General features: G+C 62.5%; 23 protein-coding genes. 13 read left to right on the top strand and 10 right to left on the bottom strand.

Features of this window, described 5'->3' with window-relative positions; translation table 11 throughout:
• Positions 1–53 precede the first annotated feature (53 nt).
• Positions 54–206, top strand: a complete 153-nt coding sequence (locus X735_RS1000000167280) for a hypothetical protein (protein WP_013532262.1) — start codon at positions 54–56, stop codon at positions 204–206.
• A gap of 66 nt (positions 207–272) precedes the next feature.
• Here X735_RS1000000167280 and X735_RS156800 read toward each other — a convergent pair whose 3' ends face one another.
• A complete protein-coding gene (locus tag X735_RS156800) occupies positions 273–506 on the bottom strand; it encodes a DUF982 domain-containing protein (protein WP_244506945.1) in 234 nt (77 codons plus the stop codon).
• Positions 507–619: 113 nt separating this feature from the next.
• Complete coding sequence (locus X735_RS156805) at positions 620–1,285, bottom strand: GntR family transcriptional regulator (protein WP_023810215.1); 666 nt, start codon at positions 1,283–1,285, stop codon at positions 620–622.
• 182 nt (positions 1,286–1,467) lie between these two features.
• On the opposite strand from X735_RS156805, the gene X735_RS156810 reads away from it, so the two are divergent.
• A complete protein-coding gene (locus X735_RS156810) occupies positions 1,468–2,730 on the top strand; it encodes a multidrug efflux MFS transporter (protein ID WP_023810214.1) in 1,263 nt (420 codons plus the stop codon).
• A gap of 175 nt (positions 2,731–2,905) precedes the next feature.
• A complete protein-coding gene (locus X735_RS156815) occupies positions 2,906–3,202 on the top strand; it encodes a DUF423 domain-containing protein (protein ID WP_245273169.1) in 297 nt (98 codons plus the stop codon).
• Between the two features lie 43 nt (positions 3,203–3,245).
• On the opposite strand, the gene X735_RS1000000167275 is transcribed toward X735_RS156815, so the two are convergent.
• Both X735_RS1000000167275 and X735_RS1000000167270 read right to left on the bottom strand, forming a co-directional pair.
• Positions 3,246–3,395 carry a hypothetical protein gene (locus X735_RS1000000167275; RefSeq protein ID WP_023810212.1) on the bottom strand — a complete coding sequence of 50 codons (150 nt, stop codon included), beginning with the start codon at positions 3,393–3,395 and terminating at the stop codon, positions 3,246–3,248.
• Positions 3,396–3,455: 60 nt separating this feature from the next.
• The gene (locus X735_RS1000000167270; protein WP_023810211.1) at positions 3,456–3,599 is read right to left on the bottom strand and encodes a hypothetical protein; all 144 of its coding nucleotides are present in this window, start codon (positions 3,597–3,599) and stop codon (positions 3,456–3,458) included.
• 155 nt (positions 3,600–3,754) lie between these two features.
• Here X735_RS1000000167270 and X735_RS156820 point away from each other — a divergent pair, with 155 nt between their 5' ends.
• Positions 3,755–4,834: a substrate-binding domain-containing protein gene (locus X735_RS156820; protein ID WP_023810210.1), complete on the top strand. Its 1,080-nt coding sequence runs from the start codon at positions 3,755–3,757 to the stop codon at positions 4,832–4,834.
• Between the two features lie 2 nt (positions 4,835–4,836).
• On the opposite strand, the gene X735_RS156825 is transcribed toward X735_RS156820, so the two are convergent.
• Positions 4,837–6,048: an OpgC family protein gene (locus X735_RS156825; RefSeq protein ID WP_023810209.1), complete on the bottom strand. Its 1,212-nt coding sequence runs from the start codon at positions 6,046–6,048 to the stop codon at positions 4,837–4,839.
• Positions 6,049–6,250: 202 nt separating this feature from the next.
• On the opposite strand from X735_RS156825, the gene X735_RS156830 reads away from it, so the two are divergent.
• Positions 6,251–6,913, top strand: coding sequence for an alpha/beta hydrolase (locus X735_RS156830; RefSeq protein ID WP_023810208.1), 663 nt, complete (start codon positions 6,251–6,253; stop codon positions 6,911–6,913).
• Between the two features lie 26 nt (positions 6,914–6,939).
• Here the strand turns inward: X735_RS156830 and sthA are convergent, their stop codons facing one another.
• Positions 6,940–8,328 carry a Si-specific NAD(P)(+) transhydrogenase gene (gene sthA / locus X735_RS156835; RefSeq protein WP_023810207.1) on the bottom strand — a complete coding sequence of 463 codons (1,389 nt, stop codon included), beginning with the start codon at positions 8,326–8,328 and terminating at the stop codon, positions 6,940–6,942.
• A gap of 208 nt (positions 8,329–8,536) precedes the next feature.
• Between sthA and X735_RS156840 the strand changes: the two genes are divergently transcribed.
• The 3 genes from X735_RS156840 (at position 8,537) to X735_RS156850 (ending at position 10,938) form a co-directional block, all read left to right on the top strand.
• Positions 8,537–9,007 (top strand): RDD family protein, encoded by a 471-nt coding sequence (locus X735_RS156840; protein WP_023810206.1) that lies wholly within the window; start codon positions 8,537–8,539, stop codon positions 9,005–9,007.
• A gap of 140 nt (positions 9,008–9,147) precedes the next feature.
• Positions 9,148–9,912 (top strand): arginyltransferase, encoded by a 765-nt coding sequence (locus tag X735_RS156845; RefSeq protein ID WP_023810205.1) that lies wholly within the window; start codon positions 9,148–9,150, stop codon positions 9,910–9,912.
• A gap of 129 nt (positions 9,913–10,041) precedes the next feature.
• Entirely contained in the window at positions 10,042–10,938 is an 897-nt protein-coding gene (locus X735_RS156850) for a DMT family transporter (protein ID WP_023810204.1), read from the top strand.
• A 12-nt stretch (positions 10,939–10,950) separates the two neighbouring features.
• On the opposite strand, the gene X735_RS156855 is transcribed toward X735_RS156850, so the two are convergent.
• Together X735_RS156855 and parC are read right to left on the bottom strand one after the other, a co-directional pair.
• Positions 10,951–12,165, bottom strand: coding sequence for an AI-2E family transporter (locus tag X735_RS156855; RefSeq protein ID WP_023810203.1), 1,215 nt, complete (start codon positions 12,163–12,165; stop codon positions 10,951–10,953).
• 318 nt (positions 12,166–12,483) lie between these two features.
• Positions 12,484–14,736: a DNA topoisomerase IV subunit A gene (gene parC / locus X735_RS156860; RefSeq protein ID WP_023810202.1), complete on the bottom strand. Its 2,253-nt coding sequence runs from the start codon at positions 14,734–14,736 to the stop codon at positions 12,484–12,486.
• On the opposite strand from parC, the gene X735_RS1000000169265 reads away from it, so the two are divergent.
• Together X735_RS1000000169265 and X735_RS156865 are read left to right on the top strand one after the other, a co-directional pair.
• A complete protein-coding gene (locus X735_RS1000000169265) occupies positions 14,692–14,961 on the top strand; it encodes a hypothetical protein (protein ID WP_164893083.1) in 270 nt (89 codons plus the stop codon). The two genes, parC and X735_RS1000000169265, sit on opposite strands and share 45 nt — an antisense overlap.
• A gap of 103 nt (positions 14,962–15,064) precedes the next feature.
• Positions 15,065–16,255, top strand: a complete 1,191-nt coding sequence (locus X735_RS156865; RefSeq protein ID WP_023810200.1) for a hypothetical protein — start codon at positions 15,065–15,067, stop codon at positions 16,253–16,255.
• A gap of 112 nt (positions 16,256–16,367) precedes the next feature.
• On the opposite strand, the gene aspS is transcribed toward X735_RS156865, so the two are convergent.
• Entirely contained in the window at positions 16,368–18,158 is a 1,791-nt protein-coding gene (aspS, locus tag X735_RS156870; protein ID WP_023810199.1) for an aspartate--tRNA ligase, read from the bottom strand.
• A 420-nt stretch (positions 18,159–18,578) separates the two neighbouring features.
• On the opposite strand from aspS, the gene X735_RS1000000169730 reads away from it, so the two are divergent.
• Positions 18,579–18,797: a hypothetical protein gene (locus X735_RS1000000169730; protein ID WP_031212909.1), complete on the top strand. Its 219-nt coding sequence runs from the start codon at positions 18,579–18,581 to the stop codon at positions 18,795–18,797.
• A gap of 26 nt (positions 18,798–18,823) precedes the next feature.
• Here the strand turns inward: X735_RS1000000169730 and X735_RS156875 are convergent, their stop codons facing one another.
• Positions 18,824–19,690 (bottom strand): LysR substrate-binding domain-containing protein, encoded by an 867-nt coding sequence (locus X735_RS156875; protein ID WP_023810196.1) that lies wholly within the window; start codon positions 19,688–19,690, stop codon positions 18,824–18,826.
• A gap of 92 nt (positions 19,691–19,782) precedes the next feature.
• Here X735_RS156875 and X735_RS156880 point away from each other — a divergent pair, with 92 nt between their 5' ends.
• Both X735_RS156880 and X735_RS156885 read left to right on the top strand, forming a co-directional pair.
• Positions 19,783–20,700 carry a DMT family transporter gene (locus X735_RS156880; RefSeq protein WP_023810195.1) on the top strand — a complete coding sequence of 306 codons (918 nt, stop codon included), beginning with the start codon at positions 19,783–19,785 and terminating at the stop codon, positions 20,698–20,700.
• Positions 20,701–20,833: 133 nt separating this feature from the next.
• Positions 20,834–22,075: an MFS transporter gene (locus X735_RS156885; protein WP_023810194.1), complete on the top strand. Its 1,242-nt coding sequence runs from the start codon at positions 20,834–20,836 to the stop codon at positions 22,073–22,075.
• The last annotated feature ends 30 nt before the right edge of the window (positions 22,076–22,105 follow it).

Below are 22,105 nucleotides of genomic sequence, written 5' to 3'. Positions count from 1 at the left end.
GGCTAATGCTCCTAGGCAGGACCAGAGCCGCGAGGCAGTGAAAAGGAGCCGATATGGCGCGACCACCAAATTACGATCAGGAACGCAAGGAACGCGACCGCCAGAAGGCGGCCAAGAAGGCCGAGAAGCTGGCAGCCAAGGTTGCAGCGAGGGAACGTTCGAAGCCCGAAGACGAGACTGAAGCCGAAACCGAAACGGCAAAGTGACGGCAAACGGCCCGCAGATGCGGGCCGCGCCTCAATTCGGATTGCCGCCCCGGATGTCGCCTTGTGTCAGGCCGGCGCCTTGTCGCTGACGAACACGTCCACTTCGCGTGCTGCCGCGATGAAGGCGCGCCTGGCGTTCATTGCCGGCTTGTCGCCGGCGAGTGCGTCATGGCAGGCCTGCAGGGCCGCGCGATGCTTGGGGCTGCGCTTGCCGGGCCAGCTGTTGAGGAGGTAGTCGGAAGCCTCACGCGCCGTGCGCAAGAGCTGAGTGCTTCCCGCCGCGACTGACTTCACAGTCACAGGTGTTTCAAATCGGTTGTTTTCCATGGCCGCTCCTTACGCCATCGGCGTCTGCGAAGCGAGGCGAAAGTGCGCATACGTCCAGATGCCGCTTTGCGCCCCTTCATCCACTCTTAAGCAGCAACGACGGCAAAGCCTCTGGCGCGAAGACCGCGCCGATCGTTGGCGAGCGACGTCACCAGCCGGTCGCGGCTGCCGACGATGTGGACCGAGAGCAGGCGCGCGGCTTCATCGGCGTCGCCAAGGCGCGTGGCCGCCAGAATGGCGCGATGTTCAGCCCAGGCGCGGGCAAGGGCCGCTTCGTCGCGAACCTCCAGCCAGCGCGCCCGCGACAGGCGCGTCATGGCATCGCGCACCGCCCTAAACAGGAATTCATTGCCCGACAGACGCGCCAGTTCGATGTGAAAATCCATGCCGACGCGATGCCATTCCTCGCGCGGCGTGTCGTTGTCGCAGGACTCGAGCATCGCCTCGATGACATCGACGGCGCTCCGGTCCGCCAGGCTGCATGTCAGGCGAAGCGCCGCAACCTCGACCGCATCCCTGTAGACGGCGATCTGCTCGAGTTCAGCCAGATTGATCGGCGACACCGTCCAGCCACGTCCGTCCCTGCCGACCAGGCCCTCGGTCTCAAGCCGCAGCAGTGCTGCCCTGACCGGGGTTCGCGACGCGCCGAAGCGGCTCTCGATCCAGCGCTCGGTCAGCTTCTCGCCGGGACCGATCTCGAGGCCCAGGATCATTTGCCGAAGCTGTTTCTCGACGCTCTGCATCTGCGACATTGTCGTTTTCCATTTTTTGATCGTTGCTGGCGATCGTCTTGCCGGCCGCCTTTTCCGATCACGTTTGAGACGGTCGCATTGACAGCGGTCAAGCTTGCGTCCATCAGGGGCACCATCTTGGTATCCCAATTTGGTATCCGCAGCAACCATCGATAAAGAGTTGCTGGGACAGGACATATGACATGCAGCAGCAGAGCACGCCCCCGGCAACCGACAGCACCTACAACATTCACTGGCGGCGCAATCTGTTCGTGTGCTTTGCCGGATCGTTTTCGACGCTTGTCGCCATGACGCTGCTTTTGCCATTCCTGCCGCTCTATATCGAGCAGCTCGGCGCCGAGGGCCACGCGGCGATCGTGCAATGGTCGGGGATTGCCTATGGCGCGACGTTCTTCGCGGCGGCGCTGGTGGCGCCGCTCTGGGGACGTCTCGGCGACCGCTACGGCCGCAAGGTGATGCTGGTTCGCGCCAGCTTCGGCATGGCCATATGCATGTCGCTGACCGGCATGGTGCAGACGGTCTGGCAGCTGGTGCTGCTGCGGCTGCTGATTGGGTTTGCCGGCGGCTATTCCTCGGGATCGACCATCCTCGTCGCCATGCAAACACCCAAGGAGCGTTCCGGCTGGGCGCTGGGCCTGCTGTCGGCCGGTATCACGGGTGGGGCTCTGGTCGGTCCGCTGGTTGGCGGCGCCCTGCCGCCGCTGATCGGCATCCGCGCCACCTTTCTCCTCTCCGGCGGCGTCATCTTCCTGGCGTTCCTGGCAACCACGTTTCTGATCAAGGAGAATCCCCGGCCGAAAACAGCGGACGCCGCAGCGACGCAGAAGCGGAAAGGCGGCTGGTCACAAATCCCCGACAAGCGGCCTGTCGTCGCCATGCTGGCGACCGGCATGCTGTTGAGCTTCGCCACCATGTCGATCGAGCCGATCATCACCGTCTATGTGCAGCAGTTGATTGCGGACCAAAGCCGCGTGACGCTGATATCGGGCGTCGTCATGTCGGCGGCGGCCCTTGGCGCCATCCTGTCGGCCTCGCGCCTCGGCAAGCTCGCCGACCGCGTCGGCCACTGGAACGTCATCATCGGCGCGCTTGCCGTCTCGGCGCTGCTGCTGATCCCGCAGGCCTTCGTCACGCAAAGCTGGCAACTCGTCGGCCTGCGTTTCCTGATGGGCCTGGCGCTGGGCGGGCTCTTGCCTTGCATCACCAGCGTGATCCGCCACAATGTTCCCGATGGGGTCGGCGGCAATGTGCTCGGGTTGTCGATTTCCGCCCAGTATGTCGGGCAGGTCGCCGGCCCCCTGCTGGGCGGCTTTGCCGGTGGTCATTTCGGCATGCGCTCGGTGTTTCTGGGCACATCCGTCTTGATGGCGGGGGGCGCGGTGTATAACTGGCTCGCACAGTCGCGCCGCGAGCAGGACATGCTCGCCAAAGCCGGCAAGTCCTGACGGGATTGGGCATCCCCCTGATATCACGGAGCCATGGACATGAGCACGGCCGAACGACCTTCCGATAGCAGCGGCCGTATCCTCGCCCTGGCCGGCGGCCTGTGCGGCGCCGCCGGCGTGGCGCTGTCGGCCGCGGCAGCGCATCTNGGCCGGCGGCCGGTGCGCCGCCGCCGGCGTGGCGCTGTCGGCCGCGGCAGCGCATCTGGGCGGCGCCTTCGTCGGCACCGCCGCATCCTTCCTGCTGATGCATGCGCCGGTCTTCCTCGCCGCCGGATTGCTTGGCGCGAACCGGATGCTGCGCATCGGCAGCCTGATCCTGCTGGTTGGGCTTCTGCTGTTCTGCGGCGACCTGCTGGCGCGCGATTTCATCGGGTCGCGGCTGTTCCCGCTGTCGGCGCCGATCGGCGGCACGCTACTCATTGCCGGCTGGCTGGCGATCGCTGCCTCGGCGCTGGTGCGCGTGCGTCCCTGACGCCTCGGCGCGCCCGCCGGCATCAAACGTCAAAGCGTGGCTGCTAGTCTTGCCGACGCTCGGGCTTGATGAGCAATTCGCGATTGCGTCGCCGCAGCTTGGCCGACCAGCGCTCTTGCGGCCTTTTGGAAGCCGGCGCGATGCCCCAATAGTTGCGGTAGATGTCTTCGAACAGATAGCTGACGGGATGCATGATGTGCGTCCTTTAGATTCTTGAATCGATCCAATCGACAGGCGCGAAAACCGACCCCGCTCAGCTCCGCTTGCGCCCCACAAGGAACCGCAACTCGCGAACCCATGGGCTGGCATTGCCGCGGCGCTTCTGCGTCGTGGTGTTCGACGAGATGCTCCAGTCGTTGCGGTAAATGTCTTCGAACAGAAAATTGACGGGATGCATGGCACAACTCCCCTGAATATGTTGAATCGATCCAACTCAGAGAACCATCGCTCACTTGGATCGATTCAAATATACGCCTTGGCGAGGCTGCGATCAAGTCAAAATTTGAACCGATCCAACGAAAGTGTTAGATGGGAGGAATTCAGGAGACGAAGATGGCGCCATTTATCTCTGCAAAGACAAGACCGGTCCGGCTGGCGGACATCGCCAAGGCGGCCGGCGTGTCGCACGGCACCGCGTCCAACGTGTTCGCCCGTCCGGAGATCGTGCGCGAGGAGGTCCGCGAGCGGGTCAAGGCGGCAGCCGAGGCCATGGGATATGGCGGACCGGATCCCAAGGGCCGGCTGCTGCGCGCCGGCAAGGTCAATGCCATCGGTGTCGCGACCGCCGAGCCGCTGTCCTATTTCTTCGACGACCCCTTTGCCCGGGTGATGATGGCCAGCATCTCGCAGGCTTGCGACGCGACCGGTGCGGGGATTTCGCTGGTCTCCGCAGCCAACAACGAACAGCTTGCCTGGAACATACAGAGTGCGCTGGTCGACGGTTTCATCGTCTTTTGCGTCGATGGCGGTTCAAGGCTGGTCGAACTGGCGCGTGAACGCAAACTCCCCTTTGTCGCGCTCGATCTCGATTCGGACGACGACGACGCCGTTGCAGCGATCGGCGTCGACAACATCGCCGGGGCTGGCCTGGCGGCCCGCCACCTGACCGAACTCGGACATCGCCGCTTTGCCGTGCTTGCCCTGCCCGTCGCGGACTCCGGCTTCGGCCCCACCACAAGGGAGCAGATGGAGAAGGCCCTCTATTCCGGGACGCGCGACCGTCTGCGTGGCTATTTCGCGGAACTCTCACGCGTCGACATCGACGTCGAGCGTGTGCCGATCTACGAAACCGTCAATGACGAGGAAAGCGTGTGGGCCGGCCTCGATCATATTTTCGCCGGCGCCGAGACCCCGACCGCCATCCTGGCTATGTCAGACAGGATGGCCTTGCATGCATTGGACTGGCTGCGGCAGCGTGGCATCACGGTACCCGGCGACGTTTCGATCGTCGGCTTCGACGGTGTTCCGGAAGGAGCGGTTTCCAGTCCGCCGCTGACCACGATCGTCCAGCCGATCGCCGAGATGGGCCGTCTTGCCGTCAAGGCGATCCTTGAAAATGATGGCTCGTTCAGCCGGCAATCGCTGCCGGTCCAACTCGTGGTGCGAGCTTCATCCGGCCCCTCGCCCGCCTAAGCTCAACGGCCCATTCTTGTCGCCATGGTCGGCATCGCGAAGGATGCAGCATGGACGGGCGGTGCGGCGTGAGCCGGCCTGCTTTTGGCGGACCAGCCAAGGCCCGAAAGCCATTCGAGATAGTAGGCAAGCGCGAACTGCATGACGATGCCGGCCGATATCAACAGGCTGTCATAGGCAAATCCGCCCGGATTGATCAGCTTCAGCACCTGCGCCGCCATCGCGAGCACCGTGCTGGCAATGAAAACCGGCAGCGATCGTTTGCCCAATATGGCAAGCGGATGATCGCGCCCGGTGCGAAACAGGTTCGAGATGGCCGGGAATGCCACGATCAGGTAACTCACCGCCAATATATGAATAAGCCTCGGCAGCGACAGGAACGTCTTATCGAAGCCGGTCAGCACCGCAGGCAGGCCAAACCAGGAGACCTGCCCCCAGAGCGGGCTGTGCACCCAGACCAGCGCCACAACGGTATAAGCCAGGGCCGCGCCAACCAGCCAGCGATTGACCGGAATGGTGCCACCGCGACGCACATGCAGCGTGCCAGCAAGGCCGATGTTGAAAAGGAACTGCCATGACAGCGGGTTGAGAAACCAGAAGCCTGGCTCGGGATAATTGGGCGGAGCAATCTGGTAAATCCCCGCGACCAGCCACAGCGCGCCGGATGCGACCAGTGCCAAGACCGGCCGATAGCTGACGAAGAGCAGGAAGATCGGCGTCAGCAAGAGCAGCACCGCATAGACCGGCAGGATGTTGTTGTAGCCGAGTTGGTGGCCGAGCGTCACGATGCCGATCAGCACCTGCGGCGTATTCTTGATCAACGGCTCGATGTTGATCATCGTCAGAAGCTCCGGCCGCCTGACGAACACTGCCGCCGCGCAGAAGATGGCCATCACCACCATGGTGGTGACGATGTGGGCGGCATAGAGGACACCGGCGCGGCGCCACATCTTCAACGTTGCCAGCAGCCGGTTTCCAGGTTGGAATTTCCTGCCATAGGCAAGTGCGACCGAGATGCCGGAGATCAGTACGAAGACTTCCGCCGCATCGGAAAAGCCGAAATTCTTGTAGGTCAGATACTCGAAGGCGGTACCTGGCACATGGTCGACATAGATGGTCAGCAAAGCGAGAGCACGGAGCACGTCTATGCGCGTGTCGCGCTCAGTGCGATCCGGGACACGCGCATCGCGGTCCGGGGAAATCTGGGTGGTCATCGACAAAAAGGCCTCAAAGCTGGTTGTTCATACCGCGCAATGCGACCCCCGGCGCACCGCTTCGATTCCTCCCGAAGGAATGTTATCGGCGGAGAAACGGACTGTAATGCGCCCGGTTCAATCAACTTTCGCGGAGCTTGAAAATATTGCGTTTTGAAGCCGGCAAATTGAGCGAAACCTCATATAATCAAGAGGATGCGCGATGATCGAAGAGACCTCACAAGATGGTGCGCTGCGGCGTGATCTCGCCTTCAGCTACCGGCTTTACAGCCCGGCGGATTCAACCGGCGAATGTCTCTTCCTGCTGCATGGATCGGGTGTCGACGAGACGACATTGGTGCCGCTGGCGCGGGAGATCGCACCGCGGGCCAAGCTGATCACGGTGCGTGGCCGCATTGTCCAGGAGGATGGTTTCCGCTGGTTCGGGCGCATCACGCCGACGCGCTTCGAACAGCACAGCATCCGCACCGAGACCGATGCCTTTGCGGGCTTCGTCGCCGACGCGGCCACACATCACCATCTCGACCTCTCGCGCACAATTTTCCTCGGCTATTCGAACGGTGCCAATCTGGTTTCGAGCCTGATGCTGCTGCATCCGGGCCTTGTCGAGCGCGCCGCGCTGCTGCGGCCGATGCCGGTGCTCGATGACGTGCCGGCGACGGATCTGTCAAAGGTGCGGGTGCTGATGATCGCCGGCGCCGCGGATCTCACCTATTCGCCCTTCGCCCCTGCTCTGGTGACATTGCTCAGCCAGCATGGCGCCGAGATCGACGCCCGGATTGTCCCATCAGGTCATGAATTCGGCAGCGCTGACGCGGCAATCGTCAGGCAATGGCTGCCGGGATCGGCGGCGCAGGCAGGCTGACGGACTCACCAGCATGACCAGTCTGCCTACCCTCGTCCCATCCTGTTCCAGGCATCCAGTCCGGCGATCTTGTAGGCTTCGGCGAGCGTCGGATAGTTGAAGGTGTTGTTGACGAAGAAGTCGACGGTGCCGCCGAGATTGATCACCGCCTGGCCGATGTGGATGAGCTCGGTGGCGCCCTCGCCGATGATGTGCGCGCCGAGCAGACGGCGCGTTTCGATCGAAAAGAGCAGCTTCAGGAAACCGGTGTTGACGCCCATGATGTGGCCGCGCGAGGTTTCGCGAAAGCGCGCTACGCCGACCTCATAGGCCGCACCGCTTTCACGCACCTGTTCCTCGGACTGGCCAACCGTCGAGATTTCCGGCACCGCATAGATGCCATAGGGGAATGTTTCCGGTGGCGGCGGCAAAGGCACGCCGAAGGCATGGCAGGCGGCCACCCTGCCCTGCTCCATCGACGTCGAGGCCAGGCTCGGAAAGCCGATGACGTCGCCGGCGGCGTAGATGTTCGGCACTCTGGTCTGGAACGTATGCGGATCGACCTTGATACGGCCCCTGGAATCGGCGTCGATACCGACCACATCGAGGCCCAGGCTGCCGACATTGCCGGTGCGACCGGCGGCGTAGAGCACGACCTCGGAACGGATAGTGCGGCCATCGGCCAGTTCGACTTCGGCGGCGTCCGGCTTGGAGCGGATTTCCTTCACCGCGCTGCCCAGCCGGATGGTCATGCCGCGATCGCGCATCTGGTGGATGAAATCGTCGACGATCTCGCGGTCGACGAAATCGAGGATGGAGTTGCGCGGCTCGACCAAGGTTACCGGCACGTCGAGCGCGGAAAAGATCGTCGCATATTCGACACCGATGACGCCGGCGCCGATCACGGTCAGCGTGCGCGGCAAGCGATCAAGCTCCAGCATCTCGTCGCTGTCGAAGACGCGGGTCTTGTCGAAAGGCACATCGCGCGGCCGGTGCGGCCTGGTGCCGACCGCGATCAGCGCATTGGCAAAACCGACCTCGCTGTAATCGCCGGTGTCGGTGGTCAGGCTGACCTTGTTGGGGCCAAGGAATTTCACCGCAGCCCGGGCGCTCTTGACCGTGTTGCGCATGAACTGGTGCTGCAGCACCTCGACCTCATGGTCGAGCGTCTTGTGCAGGCGCTCGACCAGATCGCCGACCGAGATATCCTGCTTGACCCGGTAGCCGCGCCCGTAGAAGCCGCGCTCACGCCAGCCGGAAAGATTGAGCACCGTTTCGCGCAGCGTTTTCGATGGGATGGTGCCGGTATGCACCGAGACACCGCCCAGACGCCGGCCGCGGTCGACCACCAGCACCGACTTGCCGAGCTTGGCCGACTGCACCGCGGCCCGGCGACCGGAAGGGCCGCTGCCGATGACCAGCATGTCGTAGTCCATATTGCCCCGTCCCCTGCCATGTGCGCTTTTGCTGCGCCGCAGCAAGCTAATGCTATCCGCGCCGCAAATTCAACCGGTTCAGATTGCACCCGACGCGATCGAAGCCAGTGCACCGCAAGAAGCCCGATCTTGATTCCGCCACGGGCCTTCACCATTTCATGGCTGAGCGGTCCGCACCCTATGTCGGACCTTGTTACGAGGAAATGACATGAACGCGCGCGTTCTCGACGGCGAAATCATCACCAGCAGGCTCGACGATGTCAGGGCCTATGACGGTGTGCGCACGAAGCGCATTCTGGCTTTCGTAATCGACTATGTCATCGTCGCGCTGCTTACCATTCCGTTTGCCATTCTGGTGTTCTTCCTCGGGCTTTTGACCCTCGGGCTTGGCTGGATGCTGTTCGGCATCCTGGTACCGGCCGTCGCCATCCTCTACATCTGGAACACGCTGGGCAGCACCGACCAGGCCACCACGGGCATGAAGATGATGGGCATCCGCCTTGACCGGCTCGACGGCAGGCCGATCGACGGCCTCACCGCGGTCGTCCATTCGGTGCTGTTCTGGGCCGGCAATGTCATCCTGTCGCCGCTCGTCCTGCTGGTGACGCTGTTTTCCGACCGCAAGCGCACCTTGCACGATCTTTTGCTTGGCACGGTCGTCAGCCGCACCGACCGCTGAAACGGCCCTCTGAAGAGCAGTCGCAACTGATTGAGCACAAATGTGAAGGCGTCGAGTCGACCACGCCCACACAATCCTGTTGAATTTTTCGCCGTCCGCGCCAAAGGTAGAGCGATTCGAAGGAGTGTTTCCAAGGCTCGATGACGCAGCATCCGACCCAGTCGCCGCAGTTCTTCCTGACCGCGCCATCGCCGTGCCCCTATCTCGACGGCCAGTTCGAGCGCAAGGTGTTCACGCACCTGGTTGGCGACAAGGCGGCGGAGATGAACGACCTCTTGACGCAAGGCGGCTTCCGGCGCTCGCAGAATATCGCTTACAGGCCGGCCTGCGAGACCTGCCGCGCCTGTGTTTCGGTACGCATCCTCGCCCAGGAATTCGTCGCCAGCCGCAACATGAAGCGCGTGCTGCAGCACAATTCCGACCTCGTCGGCCACATGCACAATGCCGAGCCTTCGACCGAACAATATTCCCTGTTCCGCAGCTATCTCGACGCCCGCCACCGCCGTGGCGGCATGTCCGACATGACGGTGCTCGACTATGCGATGATGGTCGAGGATACCCATGTCGACACCAAGGTGATCGAGTATCGGCGGCGTGGACCCGATACGTTCATCACCGGCAAGGGACAGGGCGAGCTGATCGCGGTGGCGCTCACCGACAAGATGGCCGACGGCCTGTCGATGGTCTATTCCTACTTCAATCCCGATTTCGAGGAACGGTCGCTCGGCACGTTCATGATCCTCGACCACATCGCCCGCGCCAGGGCGATGGGCCTGCCCCATGTCTATCTCGGCTACTGGGTCAACGGCTCGCGCAAGATGAATTATAAGATGCGCTTCATGCCGCAGGAGCATCTCGGCCCGAAGGGCTGGGAGCGCTACACCAACGAAGCGGTCGCGCGCTGATTAGTCTTTCCCAAGTCCGGGCTTAAACATTTTCAATCGAGACGATGCTGGTCTTTCCGCTGGTTGGCGGAGAGCGTGAGATTGCGCCGGTCCGCCATCCTCTCCCGAATTCATTGTGAAAGTCGCTGCATGTCATCTCACGATACTCACACCAAAGGACTTCTGCTCACCGCATTTGGCGGGCTGACGCTGACCGTGGATATCCCGCTGATCCGGCTCGCCCACGGCGAGGCGTGGACAATCTTGCTGCTGCGCACCGGCTGCACCTTGGCCGCGGCACTGATCATGTGGACCATCTGGCGCTCGTTCAGCAAGAATGCGCCGCAGCTGATACCTGGCTGGTCGGGCCTGATCGTTGCCGCGATCTACGGGCTCGGCGCGATTGCGTTCATCACAGGCGTCTACAACACCTCGACCGCCAACCTGGTGTTCATCCTGGCCTTCACAACCATGTTCGCCGCGCTGCTTTCATGGGTGTTCCTGAAGGAGCGGCCGCGGCCGCTGACCCTTGCGGCATTGGCCATGATGATTGTCGGCGTCGTCATCATCGTCGGCGATTCCGTCGGCACCGGACATCTGTTCGGCGACCTGATGGCATTGTGTTCGGCCTTCCTGATCGCCTGCGCCATCACCATCTCGCGCGCCAGCGGCAAGGACATGGGCTTTACCTCACTGATCGGCGTCGTCCTGCCTTTAGGGCTGGCGGCGTTCATGGTCTCCAAGACCGGCTTTCAGGTGGAGGCGCCATGGTGGATCATCCTCAACGGCGCCGTCATCATGCCGATAGCGTTCTTCTGCCTTGCCACCGGGCCGAAATACATTTCGGGCCCTGAAGTGGCGATGTTCTACCTGCTTGAAACCGTGCTGGCGCCAGTCTGGGTGTGGATGATCTTTGCCGAAACACCGACGCGCAACAGCCTGATCGGCGGCGGGATCCTGATCGTCACGCTGGTCGCCCATTCGCTGTGGCAACTTCACGAGGGACGCAAGCGGCGTGGCGACCTTGCGGTGCAACATCCGGTCTGAGGTGTGTTGAAATCAGGCGCTGGCCTTCTTCGCCACGTCAGGTTCCGGCAGGGCCTCGATTTGCGGACCGGCTTCGATTTCGGCTGGCGAGCCGGGGATGATGTCGTCGGCCAGTTCGACCTCGCGCAGCCATTCGCGCCAGATCGCGACCAGCAGCGCCATCAGCACCGGGCCGATGAACAGGCCGAGAAACCCCATGGTCTTGACGCCGCCGATCAGGCCGAAAAAAGTCGGCAGGAAGGGCAGTTTTATCGGCCCGCCGACGAGCTTCGGGCGCAATGTCTTGTCGACGATGAACAGCTCGACCGCGCCCCAGATGAACAGCGCCAGCCCGGCCATCGGCGACCCGCTGGCGGCGAGGTAGATCGAGACCAGCGTGAAGGACAGCGGTGCACCGCCGGGGATCAGCGCCATGACGCCGGTCAGGGCGCCGAGTGTTACCGGTGACGGCACGCCGGCCAGCCAGTAGGCAATGCCCAGCACCAGGCCTTCGCCGATGGCGATGACCGTCATGCCGGTCACCGTCGACGAGATCGTTGCCGGCACGACGCGCGAGATCCGCTCCCATCTGGTCGGCAGGATGCGCTCGCCGAGACGGTCGACCTGGCCGGCAAAATGCTCGCCGTCGCGATAGGCGAAGAACAGCGCGATCATCATGAACAAAAGCGTCAACAGCAGGCCGAAAGCGCTGCCGCCGGCCGCCAGCACACCGCGATAGATGCTGCCGATATTGGCGCCGCTGACCAGCTGGATCAGTTCACCAATGCCGCCCGGATGGCCGAAATTGGTCGTCCACTGCTGGTTCAGCCACTCGCCCACGACAGGCAGCGTGGCGATCCAGTGCGGTGTCACCGCGCCATGACGGTTGGTCTCGATCGCCCAGGCGACCCATTCGCGGACCTCGTTGATCGCATAGGTGCCGGCGAGCGCGATCGGGATCACCAGGAAGGCGAGGATGAAGAGGATGGCTAAGGTCGCGGCGATGGTGCGGTTGCCACTGACCGCGACAAGCAGGCGGCGGTAAAGCGGCCAGCTGGCGAAAGCGATGACGAGCGCCGCCAGCACCGGAAACAGGAAGCCGTGGAAGAAATAAACGCCGGCGGCGACGATCAGCACCAGCAGCCAGCGCGCCGCCGACAGCGGCGGGATGACGGCGGACCTGAGCGGCGTCGACAGGCCGAACAGGCGCTGCTGCCGTTCCGGTTTCTGGATTCTGGATCCCTTCAAACGCCTGCCTCTCTCAAACACCCTTCCCGCTTATGCACTGATATAGTGCAGCAATCGTGACGATAGTCCAAATGGTGATGGAGTTGCGCGCGCCATTGGCGTCGCCGCGGGCCAGCACCCCCCTCTGTCCTGCCGGACATCTCCCCCGCAAGGAGGGAGATTGGCTGTCATGTCGGCTTTCGCAAATCGCCAACATTGGAAAGCGGGCAGAAAGGGCGAAGCTTCCGATCTCCCCCCTTGCGGGGGAGATGTCCGGCAGGACAGAGGGGGGTGTGAAGGATTGCTAGCGCCTGAGATTTTCAAACCTGAAAACTGCCGCTACCCAAATTTCCCCGTCCTCGGGAATCCCTTCGGCACCATGCGTCCGGCTGAGGCGCGAGCGCCGATCCACTCAGTCAGTTCCTCACGCGATCGGATGAAAGTGCGGTCGGCCGAATCCTGCCAGGATAGGCCGGTCTCCAGCGTGAACGGCTTGAGGTCGAGAAGGCCGCCGTCCTTGTATTTCTGCAGCCGCACGCCCTTGCCGCGGCCCATTTCCGGAATCTCGGAGAGCGCGAACACCAGCATCTTGCGATTCTCGCCGACGATGGCGAGGTGATCACCCGTAACCGGAATGCAGCGCTTGGCTTCGTCTGGCGCCTTGACGTTCATCACCTGCTTGCCCTTGCGGGTGTTGGCGACGACTTCCTCCTCCGGCACGATGAAACCGTTGGCGTCGTGCGAGGCCAGCAGCAGCTTGCGCTTTGGGTCGTGAACGAAGGCGGTGACGATGTCCTGGTCATTGTCCATGTCGACGATGATGCGGATCGGCTCGCCATGGCCGCGCCCGCCAGGCAGCCGGTCGGCGCCGATGGTGTAGAATTTGCCGCCGGTGGTGAAGACCAGCACCTTGTCGGTGGTCTGGGCATGGAAGGCGAGCTTGAGGCTGTCGCCCTCCTTGAAGGTCAGCGTCGAGAGATCGGCCAGATGCCCCTTCATCGCCCGCAGCCAGCCCTTTTCCGAGACGACGACGGTGACCGGCTCGCGCTCGATCATGGCATGTGCGATGTCGGTCAGATCATGCTCGGGCGCGTCGGCGAACTGGGTGCGGCGCTTGCCGAGTTCGGTCTCCGGACCGAACTTGTCGCGGATGTTGGTGACTTCCCATTTGATCGTCGCCCACTGCTTCTCGTTCGAAGCAAGCAGTGCCTCGATCTGCTTCTTCTCGGCGCTCAGTCCGTCGAATTCCTTGCGGATCTCGAATTCTTCCAGCTTGCGCAAAGCGCGCAGCCGCATGTTGAGGATGGCTTCGGCCTGGGTGTCGGTGAGCGACCAACGGGCCATCATGACCTGCTTTGGCTCATCCTCCTCGCGGATGATCCTGATCACCTCGTCGATGTTGAGGTAGGCGATCAGGTAACCGGCAAGGATTTCCAGGCGCCGTTCGATCTCACCGAGGCGGTGTTTCGAGCGGCGGACCAAAACGTCGCGGCGATGCTCGAGCCATTCCTGCAGCACGCCCTTCAGCGACAGCACATTGGGCACCTTACCGCGCGACAGCACATTCATGTTGAGCGGGAAGCGGCTTTCGAGTTCGGTGAGCTTGAACAGCGATTCCATCAGGATGCCGGGGTCGACCGAACGGCTCTTCGGCACCAGCACGACGCGGATGTCCTCGGCGCTTTCGTCCCTGATGTCCTCGAGCAGCGGCAGCTTGCGCGCCATCAGCAGCTCGGCGATCTTCTCGATCAGCCGCGCCTTCTGCACGCCATAGGGAATTTCGGTGACGACGATGCTCCAGGTACCCCTGCCCTGGTCCTCCTGGAACCACTTCGAGCGCACGCGAAAGCCACCGCGGCCGGTTTCGTAGGCTTCGAGGATCGAGGCGCGGCTGTCGACGATGATGCCGCCGGTCGGGAAATCCGGCCCCTGGACAAAGTCCATCAGCTTCGCCACCGGCGCGTCCCGGTTTTCGATCAGGTGAAGTGCGGCATCGCAAAGCTCCGCGGCGTTGTGGGGCGGGATCGATGTCGCCATGCCCACCGCGATGCCGGACGAGCCGTTGGCCAGCAGATTCGGAAAGGCGCCGGGCAAAACCACCGGCTCCTCGTCTTCTTCATTGTAGGTCGGCCGATAATCGACGGCATCCTCGGTGATGCCGGACAACAGTTCGGTCGCCACATCGGTCATGCGCGCTTCGGTGTAGCGCATGGCGGCGGCGTTATCACCGTCGATGTTGCCGAAATTGCCCTGCCCGTCGACCAGGGGATAGCGCATCGAAAAATCCTGCGCCAACCGCACCAGCGCGTCATAGATCGACTGGTCGCCATGCGGGTGGAACTTGCCCATCACCTCGCCCACGATGCGGGCGCATTTGGCAAAGCCCTGGTCGGGGTTGAGCCGCAGCAGGCGCATGGCGTGCATGATGCGGCGATGGACCGGCTTCAGTCCGTCGCGCACGTCGGGCAGCGCCCGGTGCATGATGGTCGACAGCGCATAGGCGAGATAGCGCTCTTCCAGCGCCTTCTTCAGATCGACCGGCTCGATATGATCGCCACCGCCATTTTCAGGCGGCAAAAGCCTTTTTCCCATGGGCTCGGACTAGCCGAGCGGGTGATTCGCGGCAAGAGCCCGACAGAGATACCGGCCCTTCTGCAACATGAAACCGCACCGCGGGGGATGTCGGCCAACATCAGGCTGTTACATGCGGGTTCTATGGCCAAGCGTGACGATATCCGGCTATCGGCTCTTCATGACAAATTCACCGGTTTGCGCAAAGACGGCGGGATCAGGTTTGCCTTTCACCGCGATTTTTGACCATTGTGCCGGGACACGCCTTTTTCCGGTCCAGTTCGTCACGGAATGGTGATGGCGCAAATAATTGAAAAAACAATTTCAGGACACTCTCAGGGACCTTGCGATGACAATCAAACGCTCAACTCTTAGGAAATTAGCCCTTTCGACCTTCTTGCTCACGCTGCCGCTGAATGCGGCCCTCGCACAGGATACGGCAGTGGCCGACCGGCTGAAGGCCGCGCTTGTCGCACAAGGTGTCGACATCACCTGGACCGGCGTGACCGGCGACAACACCAGCATGGTGCTGCAGGGCGTTGCCATCAAACCGGCGGCGGAGAAGGAAGCAGTTCCCATCGGGGACGTCAAACTCGAAGGTGTGACCGAGGCAAATGGCGGCTATGACATCGCCACCGTATCGACGGCTGCCTTCACACACAGCAAGGACGGCGTCACCCTCGACCTCAGCCCCTTCGTCATCCATGACATGACAGTTCCGGCCGACGGCGCCACCGGCCCGCTCGGCTCGCTGATGATGTACAAGTCCGCCGAACTCTCGAACATGACCGTCAAGGTCGCCGACAAGACCGCCTTCTCGATGGACGGGCTTGCCATCGAAATCACGCCGCCGGCGGACGGCAAGGCAATGGAATTCACCGCCACCACGGAGAAATTCAACGCCGACCTGACGCTGGTGGACGATCCCAAGTCCAAGGAAGTCATCAACGCGCTCGGCTACCAGAACATCGCGGGCAATCTCGAAATGGCCGGCACCTGGCAGCCCACGGACGGCAAGATGGAACTGTCGAAATACGACATCTCGGTCGAGAATGCCGGCACGCTCGGCATGACCTTCAATCTCGGCGGCTACACGCTGGAATTTATCAAGTCGCTGCAGGAAATGCAGAAGAAGATGGCGGCACAGCCTGAAGGGGCCGACAATTCGGCGCAAGGCATGGCCATGCTCGGCCTGTTGCAGCAGCTTTCGTTCAACAGCGCCTCGATCCGCTTCGACGACGATTCGCTGACCAACAAGGTGCTGGACTATGTCGGCAAGCAGCAAGGCATGTCCGGCAAGGACATCGCCAACCAGGCCAAGGCGATAGTGCCGTTCGGCATGGCGCAGCTCAACAACCCAGAACTGACGGCGCAGGTTACGGCCGCGGTCAGCAAATTCCTCGACGATCCGAAGAGCCTCGAAATCTCGGCCGAGCCGCCGGCATCCGTGCCGTTCGCACTGATCATGGCGGGCGCCATGTCCAACCCGCTCGACCTGCCGAAGACGCTCGGCGTCACCGTCAAGGCCAACGAAGACTGATCGAAGCGATCTCAGTATGCGAAAAGCCCGGCATGCCGGGCTTTTTTTGTCGGGATTAGCGAATCGAAAGAATCGGTTCGGGCGGTTCTTTAAGGCATCGCCCGAAGCGCGATCAGGCGTCCTTCTTGGGCACGGCAACGCGCAGCGCCAGCTCGCGAAGCTGCTGCGGGCTCGCTTCCGACGGTGCGTTCATCAACAGATCGTAGGCCTGCTGGTTCATCGGGAACATGGTGATCTCACGCAGGTTCTTGGCGCCGAGCAGCAGCATGACGACGCGGTCGACACCGGCGGCCATGCCGCCATGCGGCGGCGCGCCATACTGGAAGGCACGATAGAGGCCGCCGAAGCGCTCCTCGACCGTGGCGCGATCCAGCCCGACCGTCTCGAACGCCTTGACCATGGTTTCGGGCAGATGGTTGCGGATACCGCCGCTGGCGATCTCGAACCCGTTGCAGACCATGTCGTACTGGAACGCCTTGATGCCGAGCAGGTCCTCGCCATTCAGCGCATCGATGCCGCCTTGCGGCATTGAGAACGGGTTGTGGGCGAAGTCGATCTTCTTTTCTTCCTCGTTCCACTCGAAGAACGGGAAGTCGACGATCCAGCACAGTTCGAAACGCTCGCGATCGACCAGGTTCAGCTCCTCGCCGGCACGGGTGCGCGCAGCCCCCGCAAAGGAGACGAACTTCTTCGGGTCGCCTGCAACGAAGAAGGCGGCGTCGCCATCGGCAAGGCCGAGCTGAAGGCGGATCGCCTCGGTGCGCTCCTCGCCGATGTTCTTGGCGAGCGGGCCGGCGCCTTCGAGCTTGTCGCCCTCCTTGCGCCAGAAGATATAGCCCAGCCCCGGCTGGCCCTCGCCCTGCGCCCAGGAATTCATGCGGTCGCAGAAGGCGCGGCTGCCGCCGGTCTTGGCGGGAATGCCCCACACTTCGGCCTTCGGGTCGTTGGCCAGGATGTTGGCGAACACCTTGAAGCCGGAATCGCGAAAATGGTCGGAAACGGCCTGCATCTCGATCGGGTTGCGCAGGTCCGGCTTGTCGGAACCGTATTTGCGCATGGCGACATCATAGGGAATGCGCTGGAATTTCTGCGTCACCGGCTTGCCGTTGGCGAAGGTCTCGAAGACCCCGCGCATGACAGGTTCCATGGTCGACAGCACGTCGTCCTGCTCGACGAAGCTCATTTCGAGGTCGAGTTGGTAGAATTCGCCGGGCAGACGATCGGCGCGCGGGTCCTCGTCGCGGAAGCAGGGCGCGATCTGGAAATAGCGGTCGAAACCCGACACCATGATCAGCTGCTTATATTGCTGCGGCGCCTGCGGCAGCGCGTAGAAGGTGCCGGGATGGATGCGCGACGGCACCAGGAAGTCGCGCGCGCCTTCCGGCGACGAGGCAGTCAGGATCGGCGTCGAGAATTCGGTGAAGCCGACATCGCCCATGCGCTTGCGCATTTCGGCGATGATTTTTGTCCGCGCAATGATGTTCTTGTGCAGCGTCTCGCGGCGCAGGTCGAGAAAACGGTATTTCAGCCTGATATCCTCGGGATAGTCGGGCTCGCCGAACACCGGCAGGGGCAATTCCTTGGCCGCCGACAGCACCTCGATCTCGCGGGCGAATATCTCGATCTCGCCGGTCGGCAAATTGGCGTTGGTGGTCTCGGGCAAGCGCGCCTTGACCTCGCCGTCGACCCGAATGACCCACTCGCCGCGCACGGTTTCGGCGACCTTGAAGGCAGGCGAATCCGGATCGGCGACGATCTGGGTCAGGCCATAATTGTCGCGCAGGTCGATGAAGAGCAGGCCGCCATGATCGCGCACGCGATGCACCCAGCCCGACAGGCGAACGGTCGAGCCGACGTCGCTCTTCCTCAACTGGGCACAGGTATGGCTGCGGTAACGGTGCATTGTCATTGGTAAAGTCCGGGGTGCTGGGGCCGAAGCATCACCGCCCGGCCTGAAATTTGCGCGAAAAGCGCATGGGAGGCCGGATTTGTCAAGGCAAGCGGACACTCGATTGCCTCTTGGTCCGACCTTCAGAGTTCGCGCCAGGGCCGACCGTCGGGCATTGCCGCTGGCAGTGTTACTTGCGACCATACGGCCATCACACGATTTGGAGATGATTTGTGCCTGAACGTGCTCGCCCAAAGGGGATCGGACCACACAATGGCCGCGAGTTGGAATTGATGCTTCGAGGCGACAAGCCAATGGCTGCATTCGCGGCCGAGCCGAACATGAGCGCCGAAGATATCGGTGACGCGGATTTCGGGCCGTTTGTCGAGGAAGGCCGCATCCTTAAGTTTTCCCAGGGTTGACCCCAAAACGTCCGTGGAAGAACGCTGCTACTGCCTGCCGACGGAGGAATGGCGCTGCAAGCTCAGCCTACTGATGTCCCGGATGTGCCGCAGCGGAGAAGCCTTCGACGCGTTCACATCGAACGATCTGGCGAGACTTGAAGGCACGCTTCTCGGCTACTCAAAGGAAGATATTGAAGCGTTCGTCATCCATGCCGCATCGCGGAAAATGCAAAATTCCAGCCGGGATTGACCGACTGCTTCCGAGTTCGGATAGCCCTATGAGCCCAGCGCCGATAGAAGGAGGCGATGAGCAAGGTGATCGATTACCAGCACGGCGCTGGCGGAAGACGTTTCGGCCCGATGAAGGCGGATCTCCGCTCCGGGCAGCGGCGGCAGATATCGGCCGGGATGGATGCCGCGCAGGCCGGGCGCCAGCATGCTGCCTTTGACCACGGTGATCGCAAGGCCCTGCTCGACGATTGCCTCCGTGGCTGAAAGGCTTGGACTGACATAGGCCAAACGCCATGGCCGCCCTGCCTTGTCGAGCGCCTCAATGGCCCAGGAGCGAAACAGGCAATCGGGGCTCGACAGAGCGACGGGCAGCGGATCGAGTTCCTCGACGGCTTGGGTCGCCGCCGCTGCCCAAATCGCCCTTTCGCGGCATATCAGATCCCCCTCGGTTGTGCCTTCCGGGTGCATGGCGATGACGGCGTCGAACGACGACCCAAGCCGTTTCAGGAGCCGGGCGGTGAGACCGATCTCCATTTCGACCTGCACCAACGGAAATCGCTCGGCGATGCCAGAAAGGAGGCGCGGCAGGATCTTGGTGCCATAATCTTCCATGACCCCGATGCGAACCTGTCCGGCCACCTGCTGACCGGAAACACGCGCAATCGCCTGCTCATTGAGAGCAAGTATGCGGCGGGCATCGATCAGAAAGCCCTCCCCGGCGGCGGTGAGTTCAACGCGGGCTGTCGAGCGCCGGGACAAGATGGTCTCGATGCGCTCCTCAAGACGTTTCACCTGCAAGCTGACGGCCGCCTGCGTTCTATTGAGCTGCTCGGCGGCTCGCGTAAACGAGAGGCGCTCGGCAACGACGACGAAGGCCCGCAGAAGGTCCGGATCGAGATTCGGGATGCTCATAGTGGAATGTTATCAAACTCATTGAGCTTATTCGATTCCTTATGGCCCGCCTGCCCGATATCCGTGGTTCAGAGTTGGCAAGGTCAGGAACCATGGAAATCACAGGAGTGCTCGCCGCGATTCTCTCCAGCGCTTTTGGGGGCACCGCCGTTGGCGCAACGCGATATCTCGCGGGCACGCTCGATCCTCTCGTTATCGGTGCGGTCCGGTTCGGCGGCGGCTTTCTGGTTTTGGCCGCCGTAGCTCTCTGGCGACGAGACAGGTGGCCGCCGAAGAGCGACTGGCTCGGCACTGGTGCATTGGGTCTTCTGTTCTTCGGGCTGTTTCCGGTGCTCTTCAATGGAGCCCTTGTCTACACAACGGCCGCGCGAGGTGCGCTTGCGCTTTCGACACTGCCTCTGCTCACAATGCTTGCCGCGGCAGTTCTGAGGATCGAGCCGCCGACCATCCGCAAGATCGTCGGTGTCCTGATCGCAATGGCAGGGGTGGCCGTAGCGCTCGGCACGAGCCTGACGACTGCTCCCCCAGATGCCTGGCGCGGAGATCTTCTCATGGTCGCGGCCGCTTTCTGCATGGCGCTCTACAACGTCTGGTCGAGACCATTTCTATCCCGCACCGCGCCGATCCCGTTCGTGGCGTTTGGCATGGGCGTGGGCGCGGTCTGCCTATCGGTCCTGGTGGTTTCGAACGGAGGCTTCGCGCGACTTGCCACTCTCAGCGCACCTCAGTGGATCGCGAGCGCATATCTGGCCATAATTTGCGGCGCCTTCATTTTCTTCCTCTGGGCATTCGCGCTCGAGCGCGCGTCGCCGACACTGGTTGCCGTCTCCGTTGCGGTTAATCCGGTGACGGCATCGATCTTTGGTGTTGTCTTCCTGGGCGAACAGGTAAGCGCAAACCTGATTGTCGGGCTGGTGGCAGTCCTCGCAGGAATAGGCATCGCAACGGGAGCAGCCGAGCGGCTCAGCCTGTGGCCCGACGATCGGCAGTCACGTCGCCGGCAGCCTTGAGCGCTGACCAAGCAAAACGCGGAAACGAATCCAGGCGAATACAGCGATCATCCCTGTTGGCGCAGGGAATTGCTGCTGGCGTTGGCCAGGGTGATGGTTCAAGAAGGGATCACCGACACGTGATCGCCTCTTCATGTCCTCCATCCGCCCGATGATCCCGCTCCTTCTCGCCGCCGGCATTTTGCTCGGCGGCAATGGGCTGCAGAGCACGCTGATCGCGCTGCGCGGCGCGCAGGAAGGGTTTTCGGCTTCCGACATCGGCCTGATGGGCACCTTCTACTTCGCCGGCTTCCTGCTCGGCTGCCTGGCCATCACCCGCATCATGAAGGCGGTCGGCCATATCAGGGCGTTTTCGGCGCTGGCGGCAATCGCCTCGGTCGGCACCTTGCTTCTGGTGCTGGTCATCGATCCGGTGATGTGGTGCGCGGTGCGCCTTGCCGGCGGCTTCTGCTTCGCCGGGCTGTTCACCATCGTCGAAAGCTGGCTGAATTCCGGCGTCGGCAATCACGACCGGGCACGCGTGCTGGCGATCTACCGGATGGTCGACATCGGTTCGGTGACATCAGCCCAGTTCCTGATCCCGGTCTTCGGCGCCGGCGGTTTCGCCATCTTCGCCATCATGTCGATGATGATCACCTTGTCACTGGTGCCGGTGTCGCTCGGCGACCGCTCCAACCCGGCGCCACCCGAAGAGGTCAAGCTCGACCTGGCGCGCGTCTGGCGGATTTCGCCGCTGGGCTGCTTCGGCTGCATCGCCGTCGGCGTCACCAACAGCGCCTTTCGCACCCTGTCGCCGGTCTATGCCGAGCAGATCGGCATGTCGGTCGCCGATGTCGTCACCTTCGTCAGCGTCGGCATTTTCGGCGGCGCCATCATCCAGTATCCGCTGGGTTACCTCTCCGACCGCTGGGACCGGCGCCGGGTGCTGCTGATGACGACGTGCTGCGCGATGTTCTCGGCGCTGGCGCTGGTGTTCATCGCCGGCAGCAATCCGGCGCTCAACTTCATCTTCATCTTCATCTTCGGCTGTTTCGCCATGCCGCTCTATTCGCTGTCGGCGGCGCATTCCAACGACCGCGCCGACACGGGCGAGTTCGTGCTGATCAACGCGGCGCTGATGCTGTTCTATTCCTTCGGCGCGATTGGCGGCCCGTTTGCCGCCTCGACGGCAATGCAGTATTTCGGACCGGGCGCCCTGTTTGTATTCAGCGCGGTGGTCTATGCGATCTTCATCGCCGTCATCCTTTACCGCATGCAGGCCCGGTCTGGCGTGCCTGCAGGCAGGCGCGGCCGCTTCACCGCGCTCCTGCGCACTTCGACGGTTTTCGCGCGGCTGGCCAGGAGAAACGACGATTCCGATGGTCCGGGAACCTGATGATGGCGGTGCCAAAGCTTGACGAAAGCC

This window comes from Mesorhizobium sp. L2C084A000, from assembly GCF_000502875.1.
Taxonomy (GTDB): domain Bacteria; phylum Pseudomonadota; class Alphaproteobacteria; order Rhizobiales; family Rhizobiaceae; genus Mesorhizobium.
Note: the sequence above shows the minus strand (reverse complement) of the source record. Positions and strands in the feature narration are given on the sequence as shown.